Source organism: Achromobacter sp. PD1 (genome assembly GCF_048541815.1).
Lineage (GTDB): Bacteria > Pseudomonadota > Gammaproteobacteria > Burkholderiales > Burkholderiaceae_B > Achromobacter > Achromobacter bronchisepticus_A.
This window is the reverse complement of the sequence record NZ_CP183349.1, coordinates 1,035,946-1,052,179: the sequence shown is the minus strand read 5'-3', so window position 1 is coordinate 1,052,179 and position 16,234 is coordinate 1,035,946. Positions and strand designations below refer to the sequence as shown.

General features: G+C 66.8%; 14 protein-coding genes. 3 read left to right on the top strand and 11 right to left on the bottom strand.

Translation table 11 applies throughout. The annotated features are described in order from the left end of the window. Positions 1–86: 86 nt before the first annotated feature. On the bottom strand, positions 87–2,804 hold the full coding sequence (gene polA / locus ACM1PE_RS04820; protein ID WP_059379266.1) for a DNA polymerase I: 2,718 nt from the start codon (positions 2,802–2,804) through the stop codon (positions 87–89). Positions 2,805–2,868: 64 nt separating this feature from the next. Here polA and ACM1PE_RS04815 point away from each other — a divergent pair, with 64 nt between their 5' ends. Beyond that, positions 2,869–3,495 carry a TIGR00730 family Rossman fold protein gene (locus ACM1PE_RS04815; RefSeq protein WP_059379267.1) on the top strand — a complete coding sequence of 209 codons (627 nt, stop codon included), beginning with the start codon at positions 2,869–2,871 and terminating at the stop codon, positions 3,493–3,495. Between the two features lie 334 nt (positions 3,496–3,829). Here ACM1PE_RS04815 and ACM1PE_RS04810 read toward each other — a convergent pair whose 3' ends face one another. Then, positions 3,830–5,254: a M20 family metallopeptidase gene (locus ACM1PE_RS04810; protein WP_306633545.1), complete on the bottom strand. Its 1,425-nt coding sequence runs from the start codon at positions 5,252–5,254 to the stop codon at positions 3,830–3,832. A 43-nt stretch (positions 5,255–5,297) separates the two neighbouring features. After that, a complete protein-coding gene (locus ACM1PE_RS04805; protein WP_419342622.1) occupies positions 5,298–6,281 on the bottom strand; it encodes a Bug family tripartite tricarboxylate transporter substrate binding protein in 984 nt (327 codons plus the stop codon). Between the two features lie 104 nt (positions 6,282–6,385). Here ACM1PE_RS04805 and ACM1PE_RS04800 point away from each other — a divergent pair, with 104 nt between their 5' ends. Next, positions 6,386–7,333: a LysR family transcriptional regulator gene (locus tag ACM1PE_RS04800; protein WP_251877218.1), complete on the top strand. Its 948-nt coding sequence runs from the start codon at positions 6,386–6,388 to the stop codon at positions 7,331–7,333. Between the two features lie 32 nt (positions 7,334–7,365). Here the strand turns inward: ACM1PE_RS04800 and ACM1PE_RS04795 are convergent, their stop codons facing one another. The 4 genes from ACM1PE_RS04795 to ACM1PE_RS04780 all read right to left on the bottom strand — a co-directional run bounded on the left by ACM1PE_RS04795 (position 7,366) and on the right by ACM1PE_RS04780 (position 11,816). Further along, positions 7,366–8,154 carry a 1,6-dihydroxycyclohexa-2,4-diene-1-carboxylate dehydrogenase gene (locus ACM1PE_RS04795; protein WP_059379271.1) on the bottom strand — a complete coding sequence of 263 codons (789 nt, stop codon included), beginning with the start codon at positions 8,152–8,154 and terminating at the stop codon, positions 7,366–7,368. 22 nt (positions 8,155–8,176) lie between these two features. After that, on the bottom strand, positions 8,177–9,523 hold the full coding sequence (locus ACM1PE_RS04790) for an MFS transporter (RefSeq protein ID WP_059379272.1): 1,347 nt from the start codon (positions 9,521–9,523) through the stop codon (positions 8,177–8,179). Positions 9,524–9,632: 109 nt separating this feature from the next. Then, positions 9,633–10,547 carry a dioxygenase gene (locus ACM1PE_RS04785; protein WP_306633549.1) on the bottom strand — a complete coding sequence of 305 codons (915 nt, stop codon included), beginning with the start codon at positions 10,545–10,547 and terminating at the stop codon, positions 9,633–9,635. 42 nt (positions 10,548–10,589) lie between these two features. Beyond that, positions 10,590–11,816, bottom strand: a complete 1,227-nt coding sequence (locus tag ACM1PE_RS04780; protein WP_419342621.1) for a muconate cycloisomerase family protein — start codon at positions 11,814–11,816, stop codon at positions 10,590–10,592. Positions 11,817–11,969: 153 nt separating this feature from the next. Here ACM1PE_RS04780 and cynR point away from each other — a divergent pair, with 153 nt between their 5' ends. Beyond that, positions 11,970–12,881, top strand: coding sequence for a transcriptional regulator CynR (gene cynR / locus ACM1PE_RS04775; RefSeq protein WP_059379275.1), 912 nt, complete (start codon positions 11,970–11,972; stop codon positions 12,879–12,881). A gap of 4 nt (positions 12,882–12,885) precedes the next feature. Here the strand turns inward: cynR and ACM1PE_RS04770 are convergent, their stop codons facing one another. The 4 genes from ACM1PE_RS04770 to rbfA all read right to left on the bottom strand — a co-directional run bounded on the left by ACM1PE_RS04770 (position 12,886) and on the right by rbfA (position 16,223). Next, complete coding sequence (locus ACM1PE_RS04770; RefSeq protein ID WP_419342620.1) at positions 12,886–13,053, bottom strand: hypothetical protein; 168 nt, start codon at positions 13,051–13,053, stop codon at positions 12,886–12,888. A gap of 158 nt (positions 13,054–13,211) precedes the next feature. After that, the gene (typA, locus tag ACM1PE_RS04765) at positions 13,212–15,035 is read right to left on the bottom strand and encodes a translational GTPase TypA (protein ID WP_059379277.1); all 1,824 of its coding nucleotides are present in this window, start codon (positions 15,033–15,035) and stop codon (positions 13,212–13,214) included. After that, positions 15,032–15,784, bottom strand: coding sequence for a tRNA pseudouridine(55) synthase TruB (gene truB / locus ACM1PE_RS04760; RefSeq protein WP_059379278.1), 753 nt, complete (start codon positions 15,782–15,784; stop codon positions 15,032–15,034). The genes typA and truB overlap by 4 nt, the downstream gene beginning before the upstream one ends. A gap of 37 nt (positions 15,785–15,821) precedes the next feature. Continuing rightward, entirely contained in the window at positions 15,822–16,223 is a 402-nt protein-coding gene (rbfA, locus tag ACM1PE_RS04755) for a 30S ribosome-binding factor RbfA (RefSeq protein ID WP_006388333.1), read from the bottom strand. Positions 16,224–16,234: the final 11 nt, after the last annotated feature.

The following is a 16,234-nucleotide window of genomic DNA, read 5'->3' as shown; positions in this document are numbered from 1 at the left end:
CGAAACATTATATTGTTTCAATACCAAAAACGGAAATGGGCTGCCCGAAGGCAGCCCATGTGTCTTGGGACGGGGTGATTCCGGCCCTAGTGGGCCTGCTCCCAGTTCTTGCCCATGCCGACTTCCGCCACCAGCGGCACGCGCAGTTCCGCAACGTTGCACATGAGGCGCGGCAGCGCTTCCTTGACCAGCTCCAGCTCGGCGTCGGGCGCTTCCAGCACCAGTTCGTCGTGCACCTGCATGATCATGCGCGTCTGCAGCTGTTCGGCCTCCAGCCAGTCCTGCACCGCCACCATGGCCATCTTGATCAGGTCGGCCGCCGTGCCCTGCATGGGCGCGTTGATGGCCGCGCGTTCGGCCGCCTGGCGGCGCGGACCCGAGGCGCCGCGGATTTCCGGCAGCTGCAGGCGGCGCCCGAAGACGGTTTCCACGTAGCCCTGTTCACGCGCGCGGCGGCGGGTATCGTCCATGTACATCGCCACGCCGGGATAGCGGGCGAAATAGCGGTCGATGTAGGCCTGGGCGGCATCGCGCGTGATGCCCAGGTTGGACGCCAGGCCGAACACCCCCATGCCGTAGATCAGGCCGAAGTTGATGGCCTTGGCGGCGCGGCGCTGATCGGTGGAGACGTCGGCCAGCGCCACGCCGAACACTTCGGAGGCGGTAGCGCGGTGGATGTCCTCGCCCGCCGCGAAGGCGCGCTGCAGGTTGGCGTCGTCCGACACGTGCGCCATGATGCGCAGTTCGATCTGGGAATAGTCCGCCGACAGCAGCATGCCCTGCTCGGCGATGAACGCCTCGCGCACGCGCCGGCCGGCTTCGGTGCGCACCGGAATGTTCTGCAGGTTGGGATCGGACGAGGCCAGGCGGCCGGTGATCACCGCGGCCTGCGAATAGTGCGTGTGCACCCGCCCCGTGTCCGGGTTGATCATGCGCGGCAGCTTGTCCGTATAGGTGGACTTCAGCTTGGACAGGCCGCGGTATTCCAGCAGCACCTGCGGCAGCGGATAGTCCAGCGCCAGCTTGCTCAGCACCTCTTCGTCGGTGGATGGCGCGCCGCTGGCGGTCTTGCGCACCACCGGCAGCTGCATGCGGCCGAACAGGATCTCGCCCAGCTGCTTGGGGGAATTCAGGTTGAAGGGTTGGCCTGCCAACTCATAGGCCTTTTGTTCGAGCTGCAGCATCTCCTGGCCCAGCTTGTGGCTCTGGCGGCCGAGTTCCGCGGCATCCACCTTGACGCCGTTGCGCTCGACCGTGGTCAGCACCGAGGACACCTGCATTTCCAGCAGATAGATGCGGTTCAGGCCTGCGTCGGCGGCCACCATCGGGCGCAGCACCTGGTGCAGCTGCAAGGTGAAGTCCGAATCTTCGGCGGCGTAATGGCCGGCCTTGTCCACCGCCACTTCGTCAAAGCCGATTTGCTTGGCGCCCTTGCCGCAGAGGTCCTCGTAGGACACGCCGCTGCGGCCCAGATAGCGTTGGGCCAGGTCATTCAGGCCCACGCCGCGGTGCGATTCCAGCACATAGGCCTGCAGCATCGTATCTTCGGCGATGCCGGCCAGCTTGATGCCTTCGTTGGCGAACACGTGCGCGTCGTACTTGGCGTGGTGCAGCAGCTTGGCGCGGGACGCGTCTTCCAGCCAGGGCTTCAGGCGCGCCAGCACCTCGGCCTTGGGCAACTGCGGCGCATTGTCCGGGCCGCGGTGCGCAACCGGGATGTAGCACGCCACGCCGGGCGCCACCGCCAGCGACATGCCCACCATCCTGGCCTGCATTTCGTCCAGCGAGGTGGTCTCGGTGTCCACCGCGACCAGGGGCGCGTCCTTCAGCTTTTCCATCCAGGCGTCGAACGCGGCCCAATCGGAAATGATCTGATAATCCAGTTCCACCGGCGCGGCCGGCGCCTCGTGCGCGACGCGGGCGTCGCCCGTGGGCACACGCTCGGCGTCGCCAGTCAGATCGCGCAGCCAGGTGCGGAAACCATAGCGTTCATAAAGTTCGGTCAGCGTCGCGTCGTCGCGCGGACGCGGCGTCAGGTCGTCCACGCTGTCCACATGGCCGGCCAGGTCGCAGTCGTACTTCACGGTCAGCAATTGGCGCGTCAGCGGGAAGTTGGGAATGGCCTCGCGCAGGTTGCTGCCCGCCACGCCCTTGACGCCTTCCGCGCCTTCCACCAGCTTGTCTATCGAGCCGAATTCCGTAAGCCATTTGACCGCCGTCTTCGGGCCCACCTTGGTCACGCCGGGAACGTTGTCCACCGCGTCCCCCACCAGCATCAGGTAATCCACGATGCGGTCGGGCGGCACGCCGAACTTGTTGACCACGCCGGGCTCGTCCAGCACTTCGCCGGTCATGGTGTTGACCAGGGTGACGTGGCTGTTGACCAGCTGCGCCAGGTCCTTGTCGCCGGTCGACACGATGGTGTGCACGTCATGCTCGGCGGCGCGCTTGGCCAGGGTGCCGATCACATCGTCGGCCTCGACCCCTTCGATGGCCAGCACCGGCCAGCCCAGCGCGCGCACGGCGCGGTGGATGGGTTCGATCTGCGCGGCCAGGTCTTCAGGCATGGGCGGGCGATGCGACTTGTATTCCGGATAGAGATCATCACGGAAGGTCTTGCCGCGGGCATCGAAAATACATGCGGCATACTCTGCCTTATGATCAGAGACAAGTTTGCGCAGCATATTCACCACGCCGTAAAGCGCCCCCGTGGGTTCGCCTTGCGCGTTGCGCAAATCAGGCATAGCGTGGAAAGCGCGGTACAAGTAACTTGAACCGTCGACCAGTAATAAGGTTTTTTTCATGGTTACAAAGGCAGATATGGCAATAGCTGCGGAAACACCCGCCAACAAACAAATTCCGCTGATTATGTCAGAGATACGGACGGCGGCAGACAAGCTCGCGAACATCGGGCCTGCTGTCAGCGTCTTCGGCAGTGCACGAGTCAGCCGTAATTCCCCCCACTATGAAACCACCGTCGCAATTTCCGCCGCGCTGGCCGACGCCGGTTTCGCGGTGATCGCCGGCGGCGGTCCCGGCATCATGGAGGCAGCCAACAAGGGCGCGTTCGAAGCAGGCGGCACCAGCATCGGTCTGAACATCAGCCTGCCCCACGAAGCGCACAACAACGAATACCAAACCATCAGCCTGTCATTCGAGTATTTTTTCTCGCGCAAGGCAACCTTCTTCATGCACAGCTTCGCCTATGTGGCGATGCCTGGCGGCTTCGGCACCCTGGATGAACTCTTCGAAGCGTTGACGCTCATCCAGACGGGCAAGGTCCCGCCCGCTCCCATCGTGCTGGTGGGCAGCGAGTACTGGTCCGGACTGGTCGAATGGCTGGGCGGCCAGGTGCTGGCCAACGGCATGATAGGCGCGCACGACCTGGATCTCTTCATCATCGAGGACGATCCCATGAAGGTGGTGCGCAAGGTGGTGGAATTCCACGCCAAGGTCATTTCGGACGCGCAATACGCGCCGTCCCTGCCGGCCTGAAATCGTATGTAGCTTGAGGCCCCGCGCCGCCGCCAGGCCGCCCCAAGGCGGCGCCGCCCCCTCGGAGGGCAGCAAGCGCGCGAAGCGCGTGCGGCGTGGGGGCCCGCGCCGCCGCCAGGCCGCCCCAAGGCGGCGCCGCCCCCTCGGGGGGGGCAGCAAGCGCGCAAAGCGCGTGCGGCGTGGGGGTCCGCGCCGCCGCCAGGCCGCCCTAAGGCGGCGCCGCCCCTCGGGGGGCAGCAAGCGCGCAAAGCGCGCGCGGCGTGGGGGCCCGCGCCGCCGCCTCCCTCGGGGGGCAGCAAGCGCGCAAAGCGCGCGCGGCGTGGGGGCCCTTCCTCTATTTGCGCATGAACGACGGCAAGACATCCGCCGGTATCGGGCAGACATAGGGCTGCCCGCGGCGCGTCTCCATCAGTTCTTCCTTGGCGCGCGCCAGCGCCTCCGGCTGCGTGTACAGATCGGCGGCGGTCGCCGCGATGATCTTGGCCGCGTGCACCATGCCCTTGTGCGCCATGGACATCTTGCCCTGCGCCACCATCTGCCAGGAATGGAACGGCGTGCCGTAGGCGTAGCAGGCGCCCCAGCATTGCGCGGTGGGCGCGACCCAGCTCACGTCGCCCACGTCGGTGGAACCGTAGGTGATCTCGGCTCGGCCGGGCTCGTAGGGCGCCACGCCGGCAAACAGCGGCGTGGGATTGCGCAGCACCGCGCCCAGGTTCTTGCCGGCGTTGTCGATGTCGTCCGCGGAGATCGCGTCCCACATGCGGCGCGCGGCCTGCTGCTCGCCCGCGGTGTAGTCGGGACCCTGCAAGGCCAGCATGTTGGCGTACATAATCTGGTTCAACACGCCGTTGGGGATGTAGTTCGAGCAGGCCTTGTCGAACACGATCTCCAGTTCGCAGCCCGTCATCAGCGCCGCGCCGCGCGCCACATTCTGCACGCGCTCGTACAGTTCGGCGGCCTGCGAATTGATGGGCGCGCGCACCAAGTACAGCACCTCGGCGCGGGCCTGCACCACGTTGGGCGAAATGCCGCCGCTGTTGGTCACGGCGTAATGCACGCGCGCATCGGGCACCATGTGTTCGCGCAGGTAGTTCACTCCCACGTTCATCAACTCGACCGCGTCCAGCGCGCTGCGGCCCAGGTGCGGCGAATTGGCCGCGTGCGCCGCGACGCCGCGGAAGCGGAAATAAGCCTGGATGTTCGCAAGCGAGGACTGGTGGAAGATGCCGGTGTGCGATGCGGGATGCCAGGTCAACGCCGCGTCCACGTCATCGAACAGGCCGGCACGCGCCATGAAGGTCTTGCCCGAGCCGCCCTCTTCCGCCGGACAGCCGTAGAAGCGGATGGTGCCGGGCAGGCCGTTGGCCTCCAGGAACTCCTTGACCGCCACCGCCGCAAAATGCGCGGCCGTGCCCAGCAGGTGGTGGCCGCAGCCGTGGCCGTTGCCGTTCGGCGTCTCCGGCGAAGGCTGGCAGGCGTAGGCGCCGCTTTCCTGGCTCAAGCCGGACAGCGCATCGTACTCGCCCAGGATGCCGATCACCGGACCGCCGTTGCCGGCCTCCGCCACGAAGGCGGTGGGAATGCCGGCCGCGTCGCGCGTGACGCGAAAGCCGGCTTCCTCCAGCATGGCAATGTGCAGCTCGGCGGACTTGTGCTCGTCGTAGCGCAGTTCGGCCAGGCTCCAGATGCGGTCGCTCAGTTCCGCGTAGCGCTCGCTGCGCGCGTCGATGAACGGCGCAAGTTTATCGATGGCACCCATTGTTTCTCCTGTGGCTGTAATGGCGGGGAAAAAACCGGTCAGGTCACTCTTCGAGCTTGATGCCGGCAGTTTCAATGATTTTGCGGTTGGCGGCCAGCGTCTGCGCGATGCGCTCGGCAAAGGCCTGCGGCGTGCCCGCGTCGGGCTGCGCGCCCATGCCCGCCAGGCGCTGCACCAGCGCGGGATCGGCCAGCGCGCGCACCGCGGCCTGGTTCAGGCGCTGCACCACGGCATCGGGCGTTCCGGCCGGCACGACCAAGCCAAACCAGGTCTGGCCCAGCGCGTTCAGTTGCGGATAACCCAGTTCCGTCATGGTCGGCAGGTCCGGCATGTCGGGCATCCGGGCGGGCGCCGACACGGCGATGGCGCGCAGCTTGCCGGCCTTGACCAGCGATTGCGCGGACGCGTACTGGTCCTGCTGCACCTGCACCTCGCCGCCCACCGCGGCCGTCAGCGCCGGCCCCATGCCGCGGTACGGCACGTGCAGCACATCGACCTTCAGGTCCGCGTTCATCGCCGCCAGGTTCAGGTGGCCGAGCGAACCGACGCCGGGCGAACCATAGGAATACTTGCCCGGATGGGCCCGCAGCTCGGCCAGGAATTGCGCAAAATCCTGCGCCGGAAACGCCGGATTCACCATCCACACGACCGGCACCGTCGCCACCGAGGCCACCGGTTTCAGCTGCGTTTCGGGATTGACGCGCTTGGTGCCGTACAGCAGCGGATTGACGGCCATGGTGCTAACCGTGGCCATGCCCAGCGTGTAGCCGTCGGGTTCGGCCCGGGCCACCGCCTCGGTGCCGAGCAGGCCGCCCGCGCCGGCGCGGTTCTCCACCACCACGCTCTGGCCCAGTTCCTTGCGCAGGCCCTCGGCCACCGCGCGTGCCAGCGCGTCGGTGGACCCGCCGGGCGCGAACGGCACGATCAGCCGCAGGGGCTGGGAGGGATAGGCGTCCTGGGCGGCGGCCAGGGACGAAACACTGAAAGTTACGGCGCATACCAGCGCGTGCAGCAGACGGGACTTCATGGACCAGCCACTCCTGGGGAACGGAAGCGATGTAAGGGATCGCAGCATTGTGTCCAGGGCATATCCTTATTTCAAATACATTAATGCGTGGATATATTCGTGTTTTGAATATCTTTCCTGCCTGCGCCATGGACGTCGCTCCCGCCACCCTGCTGTCCCGCCTGCTCGCCAAGGGGCGCCTGCGCCACCTGCAATTGCTGGCCAGCATCGCCGACCTGGGCAGCATCCAGCAGGCGGCCAGCCATATCGGCCTGAGCCAGCCGGCGGCCACCCATGCGCTGGCCGACATAGAGGATCTGCTGGGCGTGCAGCTATTCGAGCGCCATGCCCGCGGCATGCGCACCACGCGCAGCGGCCAGCTCATGGCGGAGTGCGCCCGCAGCATGCTGACGACGCTGCGCGCCTCCACGGATTCGGTGGCGGCCCTGCGCCAGGGCGCCACGGGCAATCTGCGCCTGGGGGCCATCCCGGCAGCCACGGGCGGCCTGCTGGCCGAGCGCCTGCCCGCCTACCTGAACGCGCGCCCGGGATTGCAAGTGGAGGTGGTGGAAGGCAGCCGCGAACAGCTACTGCCCCAGGCTGCCAGCGGCAGCCTGGACATGCTGCTGTGCCGGCGTCCGGAAGCCGTGCCCGCCGGCCTGGAATTCGTGCCGCTGCAGGAGGACGCGGCGGTGATCGTGGCCGCTGCCGGCCACCCGCTGCTGGATGCGGACGGCGCGCCCACGCTGGCGCAGGTGGCGTCCCAACTGTGGATAGAACCCCGTCCGGAACTGGCCATCCATGCGGTGTTCAAGGCCTTCTTCGAACGCGCCGGGGTGGTGCCGCGGCTGTGCAGGCTGAGCAGCGCCGCCCCGCCCATGCCGCTGCTCATCGCCGTCATGCAGGCGCAGCAGGCCCTGGTCATGGTGCCGCAGACCTTGGGCAACTGGTACATGCAGCACGGGCATTTCCAGCGCCTGCGCATCGAATCGCCGGGTTCATTCCAGCCCATCGGCGCGATCGTGCGCGACCAGGGACCTGGCCGCGATTTCCTGGACTGGCTGGCGGCCTGAAAAAACGCCCGCCGAGCCGCCAGCCCAGCGGGTCAGCCTATGTCGCCGCCCGCCACGTACATGATCTGCCCGGTAATGTAGGACGCCTCGGGCGCGGCCATGAAGCAGATCGCCGCGGCGACTTCCTCGGCCTGCCCCAGCCGGTCCTGCGGCGTGTCACGCAGGCATGACGCATACATCTCGCCCACCCAGGCGGTCTCCTGCTCGGACGGCGTCTCCTGGTTGCGCGGGATGGCCCGCACGCCATTGTCCAGCGCACCCGGCGACACGCAATTGACGCGCACGCCGGACTTCGCCAACTCCAGGGCCATGCAGACGGTGGCGGCGTGCACGCCGCCCTTGGAGGCCGAATACGGCACCCGGTAGATGCCGCGCGTGGCGTTGGAACCCACGTTGACGATGGCGCCCGCACCCTGCGCCCGCATCACCGGTATGACTTCGCGGCAGGACCACAGCGTCGGCCACAGCGAGCGGTTGACCTCGCGCTGCATCTGCTCGGGCGTGTACTCCCAGAACGGCCGGGTCCAGATCGTGCCGCCCACGTTGTGCACCGACACGTCGATGCGGCCGTTGATTTCCAGCGCCGCGCGCACCATGGACTGCGCGCCCGCATGGGTTTCCAGATCGGCCTGGGCAAAGCTGGCGCGTCCGCCCGCGGCCCGGATTTCCTCGGCCACGGCGGCGCCCTGCTCCTCCGCCCGGTCCACCACGACGACGTGCGCGCCCTCGGCCGCCAGGCGCCGCGCCGTTGCCCGGCCCACGCCCTGCGCGGCGCCGGTCACCAGGGCCACCTGGCCCTCGAAACGTAGATGTGTGCTCATGCTTGTATCGTCCTTTGCGGTATCAATGCGCCGCCGAAAGCGCGCCGTCCGGCCGCGCATGCTTGAGCTTGAGGCTCAGCACCGCCAAAGCCGCGACCGCCAGGGGTATGGCCAGCGCGATGAAGAATCCCGACGGTCCGCCCCAGGCCAGGAAGCTGCCGCCAATGGCCGAACCCGCGATCGCGCCCGCGCGGCCCATGCCGATGGCCCAGCCGGTGGCGGTGGCGCGCAAGGCGGTCGGATAAGCGCCCACGACCAGGTAGTTCAGCGCGATCTGCTGTCCGCCGATGCCGAAGCCGGCCGCGCCGACCAGGATGAAGACCAGCGTCCAGTTGTCGCCGGCCTGGCTCAGGCCGACGGCCACCGCGATGCCCAGCGCGAACATGCCGCCCAGCAGCCGCCGGGTGTTGACGCGCGGCAGCACGAAGGACAGCGGAATCGCGCAGATGATGAAGACGGCATTGACGATGACGGTGCCCATGGGCGCCTGCTCGGCGGGCAGGCCCGCGGCCTTCAGCACCGTGGGCAGCCACGACAGCAGCATGAACCACGCCACCCAATTCAGCAGGTACACCGCCCAGATCGCCACCGTCTTGGCGCCGTGGCCGTCCGAGAACAGCGCGCCCACGCCGGCCCGCGCGACGGATTCCTCCGGCACGGTGAACTGCGTGTCCGCGCCCAGCTTGCGGCTCGATATCGCCGACAGGACGCGCGCGATATAGCGCTGGCTTTCCGGATCGCGGCGCGTGGCCTTGAAGTACAGCGACTCGGGCAGCATCACGAAGGCCACGGCCAGCAGGACCAGCGGTGCCAGGCCGCCAACGATGAAGATGCCTTCCCAGCCGATCACGGGCAGCATGCGGGCGGCCAGCAGGCCGCCCAGCATGGCGCCCGCCGGCAGGCCCAGCAGCACGCCGGTCATGATGGCGCCGCGCAAACGGGCCGGACCGTACTCGGCGGCCAGCGCCAGCAGCACCGGCGTGCAGCCGCCCATGCCCAGTCCGGCAATGAAGCGCAGCACCAGAATGTGGGTGGTGTCGGTGGCCCAGGCCGTGGCCAGCGTGGACAGGCCGAACAGGGCCAGGCCCAGCATGATGGCCGGACGGCGGCCGATGCGGTCGCCGATCAGGCCCAGGGTCATCGCACCGACCGTCATGCCGACGATGCCGGCGGTCAGAATGGGCGCCAGGGCACCCGCCTTCAAATCGAAAGCGGCCAGGATCGCGGGTCCGGTAAAGGCGATCGCCTGTGTATCGAAGCCGTCGAAAAGCGCGATCAGAAAGCACAGGATCAGCACGCGCCATTGAAAGGCGCCCAGCCGTTCCTGGTCGATCAGCGTGGGGATCGACCAACTGGAAGTCGCGGTCATGATGGTTGTCTCCATGGCGCGGCCGAACCCGGCCTCGCGCCTGCGGGTTGTTCTAGGTGGTTTGGGGAAAAAATGGCGGCGCCGCTAGCGGGCGCCGCCCAGGCATCGGTCAGGCGGTGGCGCGGTCCATGCGGGCTTGCGGACGGGCCTCGTCGGCGTCCAGCGCCGGCTGCACCACAAAGTCGAAACAGACGCGTGTGAACGGCGCGTTCACGCCCAGGCTCTCATATCCGGCGGCCGGCGTATTGGGCTGCAGTTCGACCACCAGGCCGTCGCGCGTGGCGAAGGCGAAGTCATCGTCCAGGAAGGTGTCGCCCGGAATGTTGACCTGCGTGGTCAAGGTGCGCTGGCCTTCGGCGGCGACCAGGAAGTGGATGTGGGCCGGCCGGTTGCCATGGCGGCCCAGCGCCACGAACAGTTCGGACGTGGGGCTGTTCGGCGGAATCGCGTAGCCCGGCGGAATGAAGCTGCGGAAGCGGTAGCGGCCTTGCGCGTCGGTCTTGATCTTGCGGCGCAGGTGGTAGTCCGCCTGATCGGGATCGAAGTGCGAATAGCGCCCCAGCTCGTTGGCATGCCAGACGTCCACCAGCGCGCCGGCGACGGGATTGCCATCCACGTCGCGCACCTGCCCTTCCATCACCAGCACCGTGCCGGCTGCGGGATCTTCGTCCAGACGGGCCTCGCCGTCGGACAAGGGCGCGCCCGCGATGTAGAGCGGCCCCTCGATCGCGCGCGGCGTGCCGGCGGCGCGGCCGGCGGCCTCGTCGGCTTCTTCCTCGCGGATGTCGATCAGGCGGTCAAAGCCCAGGCCGGCCGTGATCAATCCCAGCTGGCCGCTGGCGCCCAGGCGCGCCAGCCAGTCCACGCCCGCCCAGAATTCGTCGGGCTTGATGTCGAGATCGTCGATCGCGCGGAACAGGTCCGACACGATGCGCTGCGTGATCTGCCGGACGCGGTCGTTGCCCGGATTGACCTGGGAGTTGTTGACCAGGTCCAGTAGTTGTTGCTGGGTATATTCAGCCATGATGCGTCTCCTGCTTTTTGGAATGATCGGGAAAGTGGTGGGTCAGGTCGCGGCGGTCTCGCCGCGGCGGCCGAAGTCGACCGTGGCGGGCGTCAGGCCAGCCCTTGCGCGGTCAAAGCGTTCCAGCCGTTTTTCGTCGACGACGACGCCAAAGCCGGGGCCGTCGGGAAGATGGAGTTCGAAGTCGCGCACGGCCATGGGCTGCTCGACGATATCGTCGACCAGCAACTGCGGGCCGAACAGTTCGCAACCGTGGTGCTGGTCGGAAAGCGTGGCGAACACGTGCGCCGATGCCGCGCTTCCCAGCGAGGTTTCCAGCATGGTGCCGCCGTACCAGCCGATGCCGGCGGCTTGCGCCACGGCCGCGACCTCGCGCGTGCGCAGCAGCCCGCCATGCTTGGCGACCTTCAGGGAAAACACATGGCAGGCGCGCTGCGAGGCCAGCATGTAGGCGTCCTGCGCGGAGCACACGGTTTCGTCCGCCATGATCAGCGCGGCCGAACCCAGCGACTGTGTCGCTTCGCGCAAGGCCTGCACGTCCCACTTCGCCACGGGCTGTTCGATCAGGGTCACGCCGGCCTCCACCAGCTGCGGCAGATAGCGGCGCGCCGTGTTGCCGTCCCAGGCCTGGTTGACGTCTACCGTCATGTCGGCGCGGCCGTCCAGGCCGCGCGCGATGCGGGTCACGTGCGCCACGTCATCCGCCGGACTGCGCGCGCCGATCTTGAGCTTGAACAGGCGATGGCGGCGCGCCTGCATCATCTGCTCGGCCTCCTCCAGATCGCGCTGCGAATCGCCGCTGGCAAGCGTCCAGGCCAGCGGCAGGCGTTCGATGCGCTTGCCGCCCAGCAACTGCCAGGCCGGCACGCCCAGGCTGCGCGCCACCGCGTCCAGCAACGCCATCTCGACCGCGCTCTTGGCGAAGGCATTGCCCTTGCAGACGGCATCGAAACGGTTGAGGTGTTCGGCGAACCGGCGCGCATCCGCGCCAACCACCGCCGGCGCCAGGTAGTTCTGGATCGCATGCAGGATGGTTTCCGGCGATTCCTCGTTCCACGACGGCCCGCCTATCGTGGCCGCCTCGCCAAAACCGCAGGCACCGTTGGCAAGCCAGAGCTGCACGATCACCGGGCTTTGCCGGTTGATGGCGCCGAACGAAAACTTGTGCGGCCGGATCGTCGGGATGTCGACGATTCTTGCGTGGATGCGCTCGATGCGCCAGGTGGCGTCGTCTGCCGTGATCGGAGCCGGGGTCGAAACGGATGTCATAAAGCCTGAAGCCCTGCGTGAGTGATGCGGCAAGATTAGGGCTCGGCTGGTTTTGCATCCAATGATTTATATTGCATTTATCATTCGATATCATCGAACAATATACTTGTAGTCATCGACCGCCAAGACCGGCTGGTCGCCAGGAGTCTCTCGATGGAACTGCGCCAGTTGCGCTACTTTCTCAGCGTCGCCGACACCGAGCACCTGACCCGCTCGGCCGACGCCCTGCACGTCACGCAATCCACCCTGTCGCACGGCCTGCGGCAACTGGAAGAAGAACTCGGCATGCCCTTGTTCGACCGCATCGGCCGGGGGCTGCGCCTGTCGCAGGCGGGCCGGGTGCTGCGCGACCACGCCAGCCGGGCGCTACAGGAAATCGAAGCCGGCAAGATGGCCCTGGCGGATCTGGCCGGCCTGCAGGCGGGGTCCCTGACCATAGGCGTCATTCCCACCTTCCTGACCCATTTCGTGCCGGACGCGGTGGCCGGATTCAGCCTGGCCTTTCCCAAGGTCCAGATTCAGGTGCGCGATCTGCGGGCAGGCCCCATCGAAGACCTGCTGGTCAGCGGCCAGTTGGACCTGGGCATTTCCTTCCATCCGGCGCTGCGCGAAGAAATCGAGGCGCAACCCCTGTTCGACGAGCGCCTGCAGGTGGTGGTCGGCAAGAACCACCCGCTGGCCTCGCGGCGCAGCCTGCGCATGCGCGATCTCGCGGGCGTGCCGCTGGCGCTGCTACCGCGCAGCTTCGCCACGCGCCGCATGATAGACGCGGCCTGCGCCCAGGCGGGCCTGATGCCCGACGTGCGGGTGGAAATGGAGTCGGTGGACGCCCTGATCCACCTGTGCCGGCAAGGTGAGCTGGCCACCATCGCCGCCGAACATGCGGCGGGCGCGGCCGGATCGGGGCTCAAGAGCATCGCGCTCACCGACCCGACCACCATCCGCCGCGCGGCCATCCTGTGGCGCAAGGAAGCCTCGCGCAGCCGCGCCGCGCAAGAGTTCGCCGCCCGGCTGCTGGATGCGGTACAGCGCCTGCCCGGCGCGGCGGCCGCTTCCAGCCACTGAGGTTCTAGCTCTGCAAATCTCGGTGGGCGTTCCCGTCCCAGATGGTGCGCAGCACCGCGCCCACGGCATCGTTGCTTTTCCTCGCGGCCATAAGATCCCTCAGCCGTTCCATCAGGGCGGGCTGTTCAGGCATGTTGGCGGAAGGCAGGCCGGGCGCGCTCAGGCGGGCCATGCCGGCCCCCAATGCGGATTCATTCAGGCAGGCCAGCCACGACCGAAGCGACGTGTGCGACCGAGTAAGGAACAGCGCGGCGCGTCGCCGGGCAAAAAAAACGCAGCCCACGGGCTGCGTTTTTTTGATGTCCCGCGCAGCAAGGCTGCGCGCAATTATCAGACGGCGGATTCGCGCGCGGCGCGCTTGCGCTCGTTTTCCAGCAGGAAACGCTTGCGCAGGCGGATCGACTTGGGCGTGATTTCCACGAGTTCGTCGTCGTCGATGAATTCCACGGCGTACTCCAGCGACATCTGGATCGGCGGAACCAGGCGCACGGCTTCGTCGGTGCCCGAGGCGCGCACGTTGGTCAGCTGCTTGCCCTTGATGGGGTTCACGACCAGGTCGTTGTCGCGGCTGTGGATGCCGATGATCATGCCTTCGTACAGCGCATCGCCCGGGCTCACGAACATGCGGCCGCGATCCTGCAGCTTCCACAGGGCGTAGGCCACGGCGTCGCCGTGATCCTGGCTGATCAGCACGCCGTTGCGGCGCTCGCCGATCGAGCCTTCCTTGATGGGCGCGTATTCATGGAAGATGTGGCTCATCAAGCCGGTGCCGCGCGTCAGCGTCAGGAACTCGTTCTGGAAGCCGATCAGGCCGCGGGCCGGGATCAGGTACTCCAGGCGGGTACGGCCGCGGCCGTCCGGCTGCATGTCCTGCAGGTCGCCCTTGCGGCGGCCCAGTTCTTCCATCACGCCGCCCTGGTGGGCGTCTTCGACGTCGACGGTCAGCGATTCGAACGGCTCGCACTTCACGCCGTCGATATCCTTGAACACCACGCGCGGGCGCGACACGGCCAGCTCGTAGCCTTCGCGGCGCATCGTTTCCAGCAGAATGGTCAGGTGCAGTTCACCGCGGCCCGACACTTCGAACACCGTGTCGTCGCCCGTGTCGCGCACGCGCAGCGCCACGTTGGACTTCAGTTCGCGGTCCAGGCGGTCGCGCAGCTGGCGGCTGGTCACGAACTTGCCTTCGCGGCCGGCCAACGGCGAGGTGTTCACCATGAAGTTCATGGTCAGGGTGGGCTCGTCGATGCGCAGCATCGGGAACACGTCCTGGTTGGCGGTGTCGGTCACCGTGCAGCCGATGCCCAGTTCTTCGATGCCGTTGATCAGCACGATGTCGCCGGCTTCGGCTTCGTCCACGACGATGCGCTCCAGGCCGTGGAACTTCAGCACCTGGTTGATGCGGCCGCGGCCGCCCTGGCCTTCGGGACCGAACTTGTAAGCCACTTCCATGCCGGGACGCATGCGGCCGCGGTTGATGCGGCCCACGCCGATCTTGCCGACGTAGCTGTTGTAGTCCAGCGAGATGATCTGCATCTGCAGCGGACCGTTGGGATCGTCGTCGCGCTGCGGCACGTGTTCGAGGATGGCTTCGAACAGCGGACGCATGTTGCCTTCGCGCACGTCAGGATTCAGGCCGGCGTAGCCCGACAGGCCCGAGGCGTAGATCACCGGGAAGTCCAGCTGCTCGTCGGTGGCGCCCAGCTTGTCGAACAGGTCGAAGGTGGCGTTGATGACGAAATCGGTGCGGGCGCCCGGACGGTCGACCTTGTTGACCACGACGATGGGCTTCAGGCCCAGGGCCAGCGCCTTGCGGGTCACGAAGATGGTCTGGGGCATGGGGCCTTCAACCGCATCCACCAGCAGCAGCACGCCGTCGACCATGGACAGCACGCGCTCGACTTCGCCGCCGAAGTCCGCGTGTCCCGGGGTGTCGATGATGTTGATGTGCGTGCCTTCGTATTCGACGGCACAGTTCTTGGCCAGAATCGTAATGCCGCGTTCTTTTTCCAGGTCGTTCGAGTCCATGACCCGTTCGGTCAGCGCCTGGTTTTCGCGGAAGGTGCCGGATTGGCGCAGCAGCTGGTCGACCAGGGTGGTTTTACCGTGGTCCACGTGGGCGATGATGGCGACGTTGCGCAAGGCGCGAGTCATAGCGAGTCCTTTAAGGTCAGGGTGGAGGGCAGCAAGCCCTCCGGCAATTCGTTCAATGCAAGCAATGCCTGCTTGGGGTCTGGCATGGCCTGCAAGGCATCCAGCGCAACGGCGCGTTCCAGGGAAAACGGCCCGACGTGCGTGCGCCGCAGCGCCGTCAGGTGGGCGTAACAGCCCAGCACGCGCCCGATGTCCTGGGCCAGCGTCCGGATGTATGTGCCTTTACTGCATGCCACATCGATCTCTGCCTCGGTTCCGTTCAGAGACAGCAGTTCGATGCGGTGAATCGTGATCTGGCGCGGCGGCCGTTCCAGCTCGATGCCGGCGCGCGCGTACTCGTACAAGGGCTTGCCGTCGCGCTTGAGCGCCGAATACATGGGCGGAATCTGCTCGATCGTGCCCGAGAAACGTGACAGCGCGTCGCGCAGCGCCTGCTCATCCACGGTAAAGCCCGGCTCGGCGGTGGACACGACATTGCCGGTCAGGTCGCCAGAATCGGTTTCGGAGCCAAATTGCAGCGTAGCGCGATATGCCTTGTCGGCGTTGAGCATCGCGCCGGAAATCTTGGTTGCGCGTCCCATGCAGCACACCAGCAGGCCGGTGGCAAAGGGATCCAGCGTGCCGGTGTGGCCGGCTTTCGCCGCGTCCATGGCGCGTTTGGCGCGTTGCAGGGCGTGGTTACTCGACAAACCCACGGGTTTGTCGAGCAACAGCACACCGTCGAGCGTAAGCCCGCGTCGTTTAGCCATCGTCGGAATCCGGTTTAAAGCAGTGACGACAGCCCGATCAGGACTGGTCTTCAGGTTCGTCGGGCACGCCCGAGTGCGGGCCGGGCCGGTTTGCGCGGTCGATGAGGATCGACATTTCGATGCCACGGGCGATCTGCTCGTCGTGGAAGAAGCGCAAAGTGGGGACAGTGTGTATGTGCAGCAGCTTGTACAGCTGGGAATGCAGCCAACCGGCTTTTTCGTTCAGCAAGGCGGTCGCGGCTTCGGGCTCGGCGCCCAGAACCGTGAAATACACCTTGGCATGCGCGTAATCGGTCGACAGTTCCACACCAGAGAGCGTGATCAGTCCAGCGCGGGTCGTGTCGATCTCGCGCTGGATGATCCCGGCCAGATCCTTCTGGATCTGGTCGGCCAGCCGCAGATTGCGGCCGGGGATGGCTTTGGACTTGTGACGGCTCATTGGAAAAAATG

What these genes read in the sequence shown, in the direction of transcription:
- polA (WP_059379266.1), bottom strand. Translation starts at nt 2,804, where the DNA reads ATGAAAAAAACCTTATTACTGGTCGACGGTTCAAGTTACTTGTACCGC.
- rbfA (WP_006388333.1), bottom strand. Translation starts at nt 16,223, where the DNA reads ATGAGCCGTCACAAGTCCAAAGCCATCCCCGGCCGCAATCTGCGGCTG.
- ACM1PE_RS04790 (WP_059379272.1), bottom strand. Translation starts at nt 9,523, where the DNA reads ATGACCGCGACTTCCAGTTGGTCGATCCCCACGCTGATCGACCAGGAA.
- ACM1PE_RS04810 (WP_306633545.1), bottom strand. Translation starts at nt 5,254, where the DNA reads ATGGGTGCCATCGATAAACTTGCGCCGTTCATCGACGCGCGCAGCGAG.
- ACM1PE_RS04785 (WP_306633549.1), bottom strand. Translation starts at nt 10,547, where the DNA reads ATGGCTGAATATACCCAGCAACAACTACTGGACCTGGTCAACAACTCC.
- ACM1PE_RS04805 (WP_419342622.1), bottom strand. Translation starts at nt 6,281, where the DNA reads ATGAAGTCCCGTCTGCTGCACGCGCTGGTATGCGCCGTAACTTTCAGT.
- truB (WP_059379278.1), bottom strand. Translation starts at nt 15,784, where the DNA reads ATGGCTAAACGACGCGGGCTTACGCTCGACGGTGTGCTGTTGCTCGAC.
- cynR (WP_059379275.1), top strand. Translation starts at nt 11,970, where the DNA reads ATGGAACTGCGCCAGTTGCGCTACTTTCTCAGCGTCGCCGACACCGAG.
- typA (WP_059379277.1), bottom strand. Translation starts at nt 15,035, where the DNA reads ATGACTCGCGCCTTGCGCAACGTCGCCATCATCGCCCACGTGGACCAC.
- ACM1PE_RS04780 (WP_419342621.1), bottom strand. Translation starts at nt 11,816, where the DNA reads ATGACATCCGTTTCGACCCCGGCTCCGATCACGGCAGACGACGCCACC.
- ACM1PE_RS04815 (WP_059379267.1), top strand. Translation starts at nt 2,869, where the DNA reads ATGTCAGAGATACGGACGGCGGCAGACAAGCTCGCGAACATCGGGCCT.
- ACM1PE_RS04795 (WP_059379271.1), bottom strand. Translation starts at nt 8,154, where the DNA reads ATGAGCACACATCTACGTTTCGAGGGCCAGGTGGCCCTGGTGACCGGC.
- ACM1PE_RS04770 (WP_419342620.1), bottom strand. Translation starts at nt 13,053, where the DNA reads ATGGCCCGCCTGAGCGCGCCCGGCCTGCCTTCCGCCAACATGCCTGAA.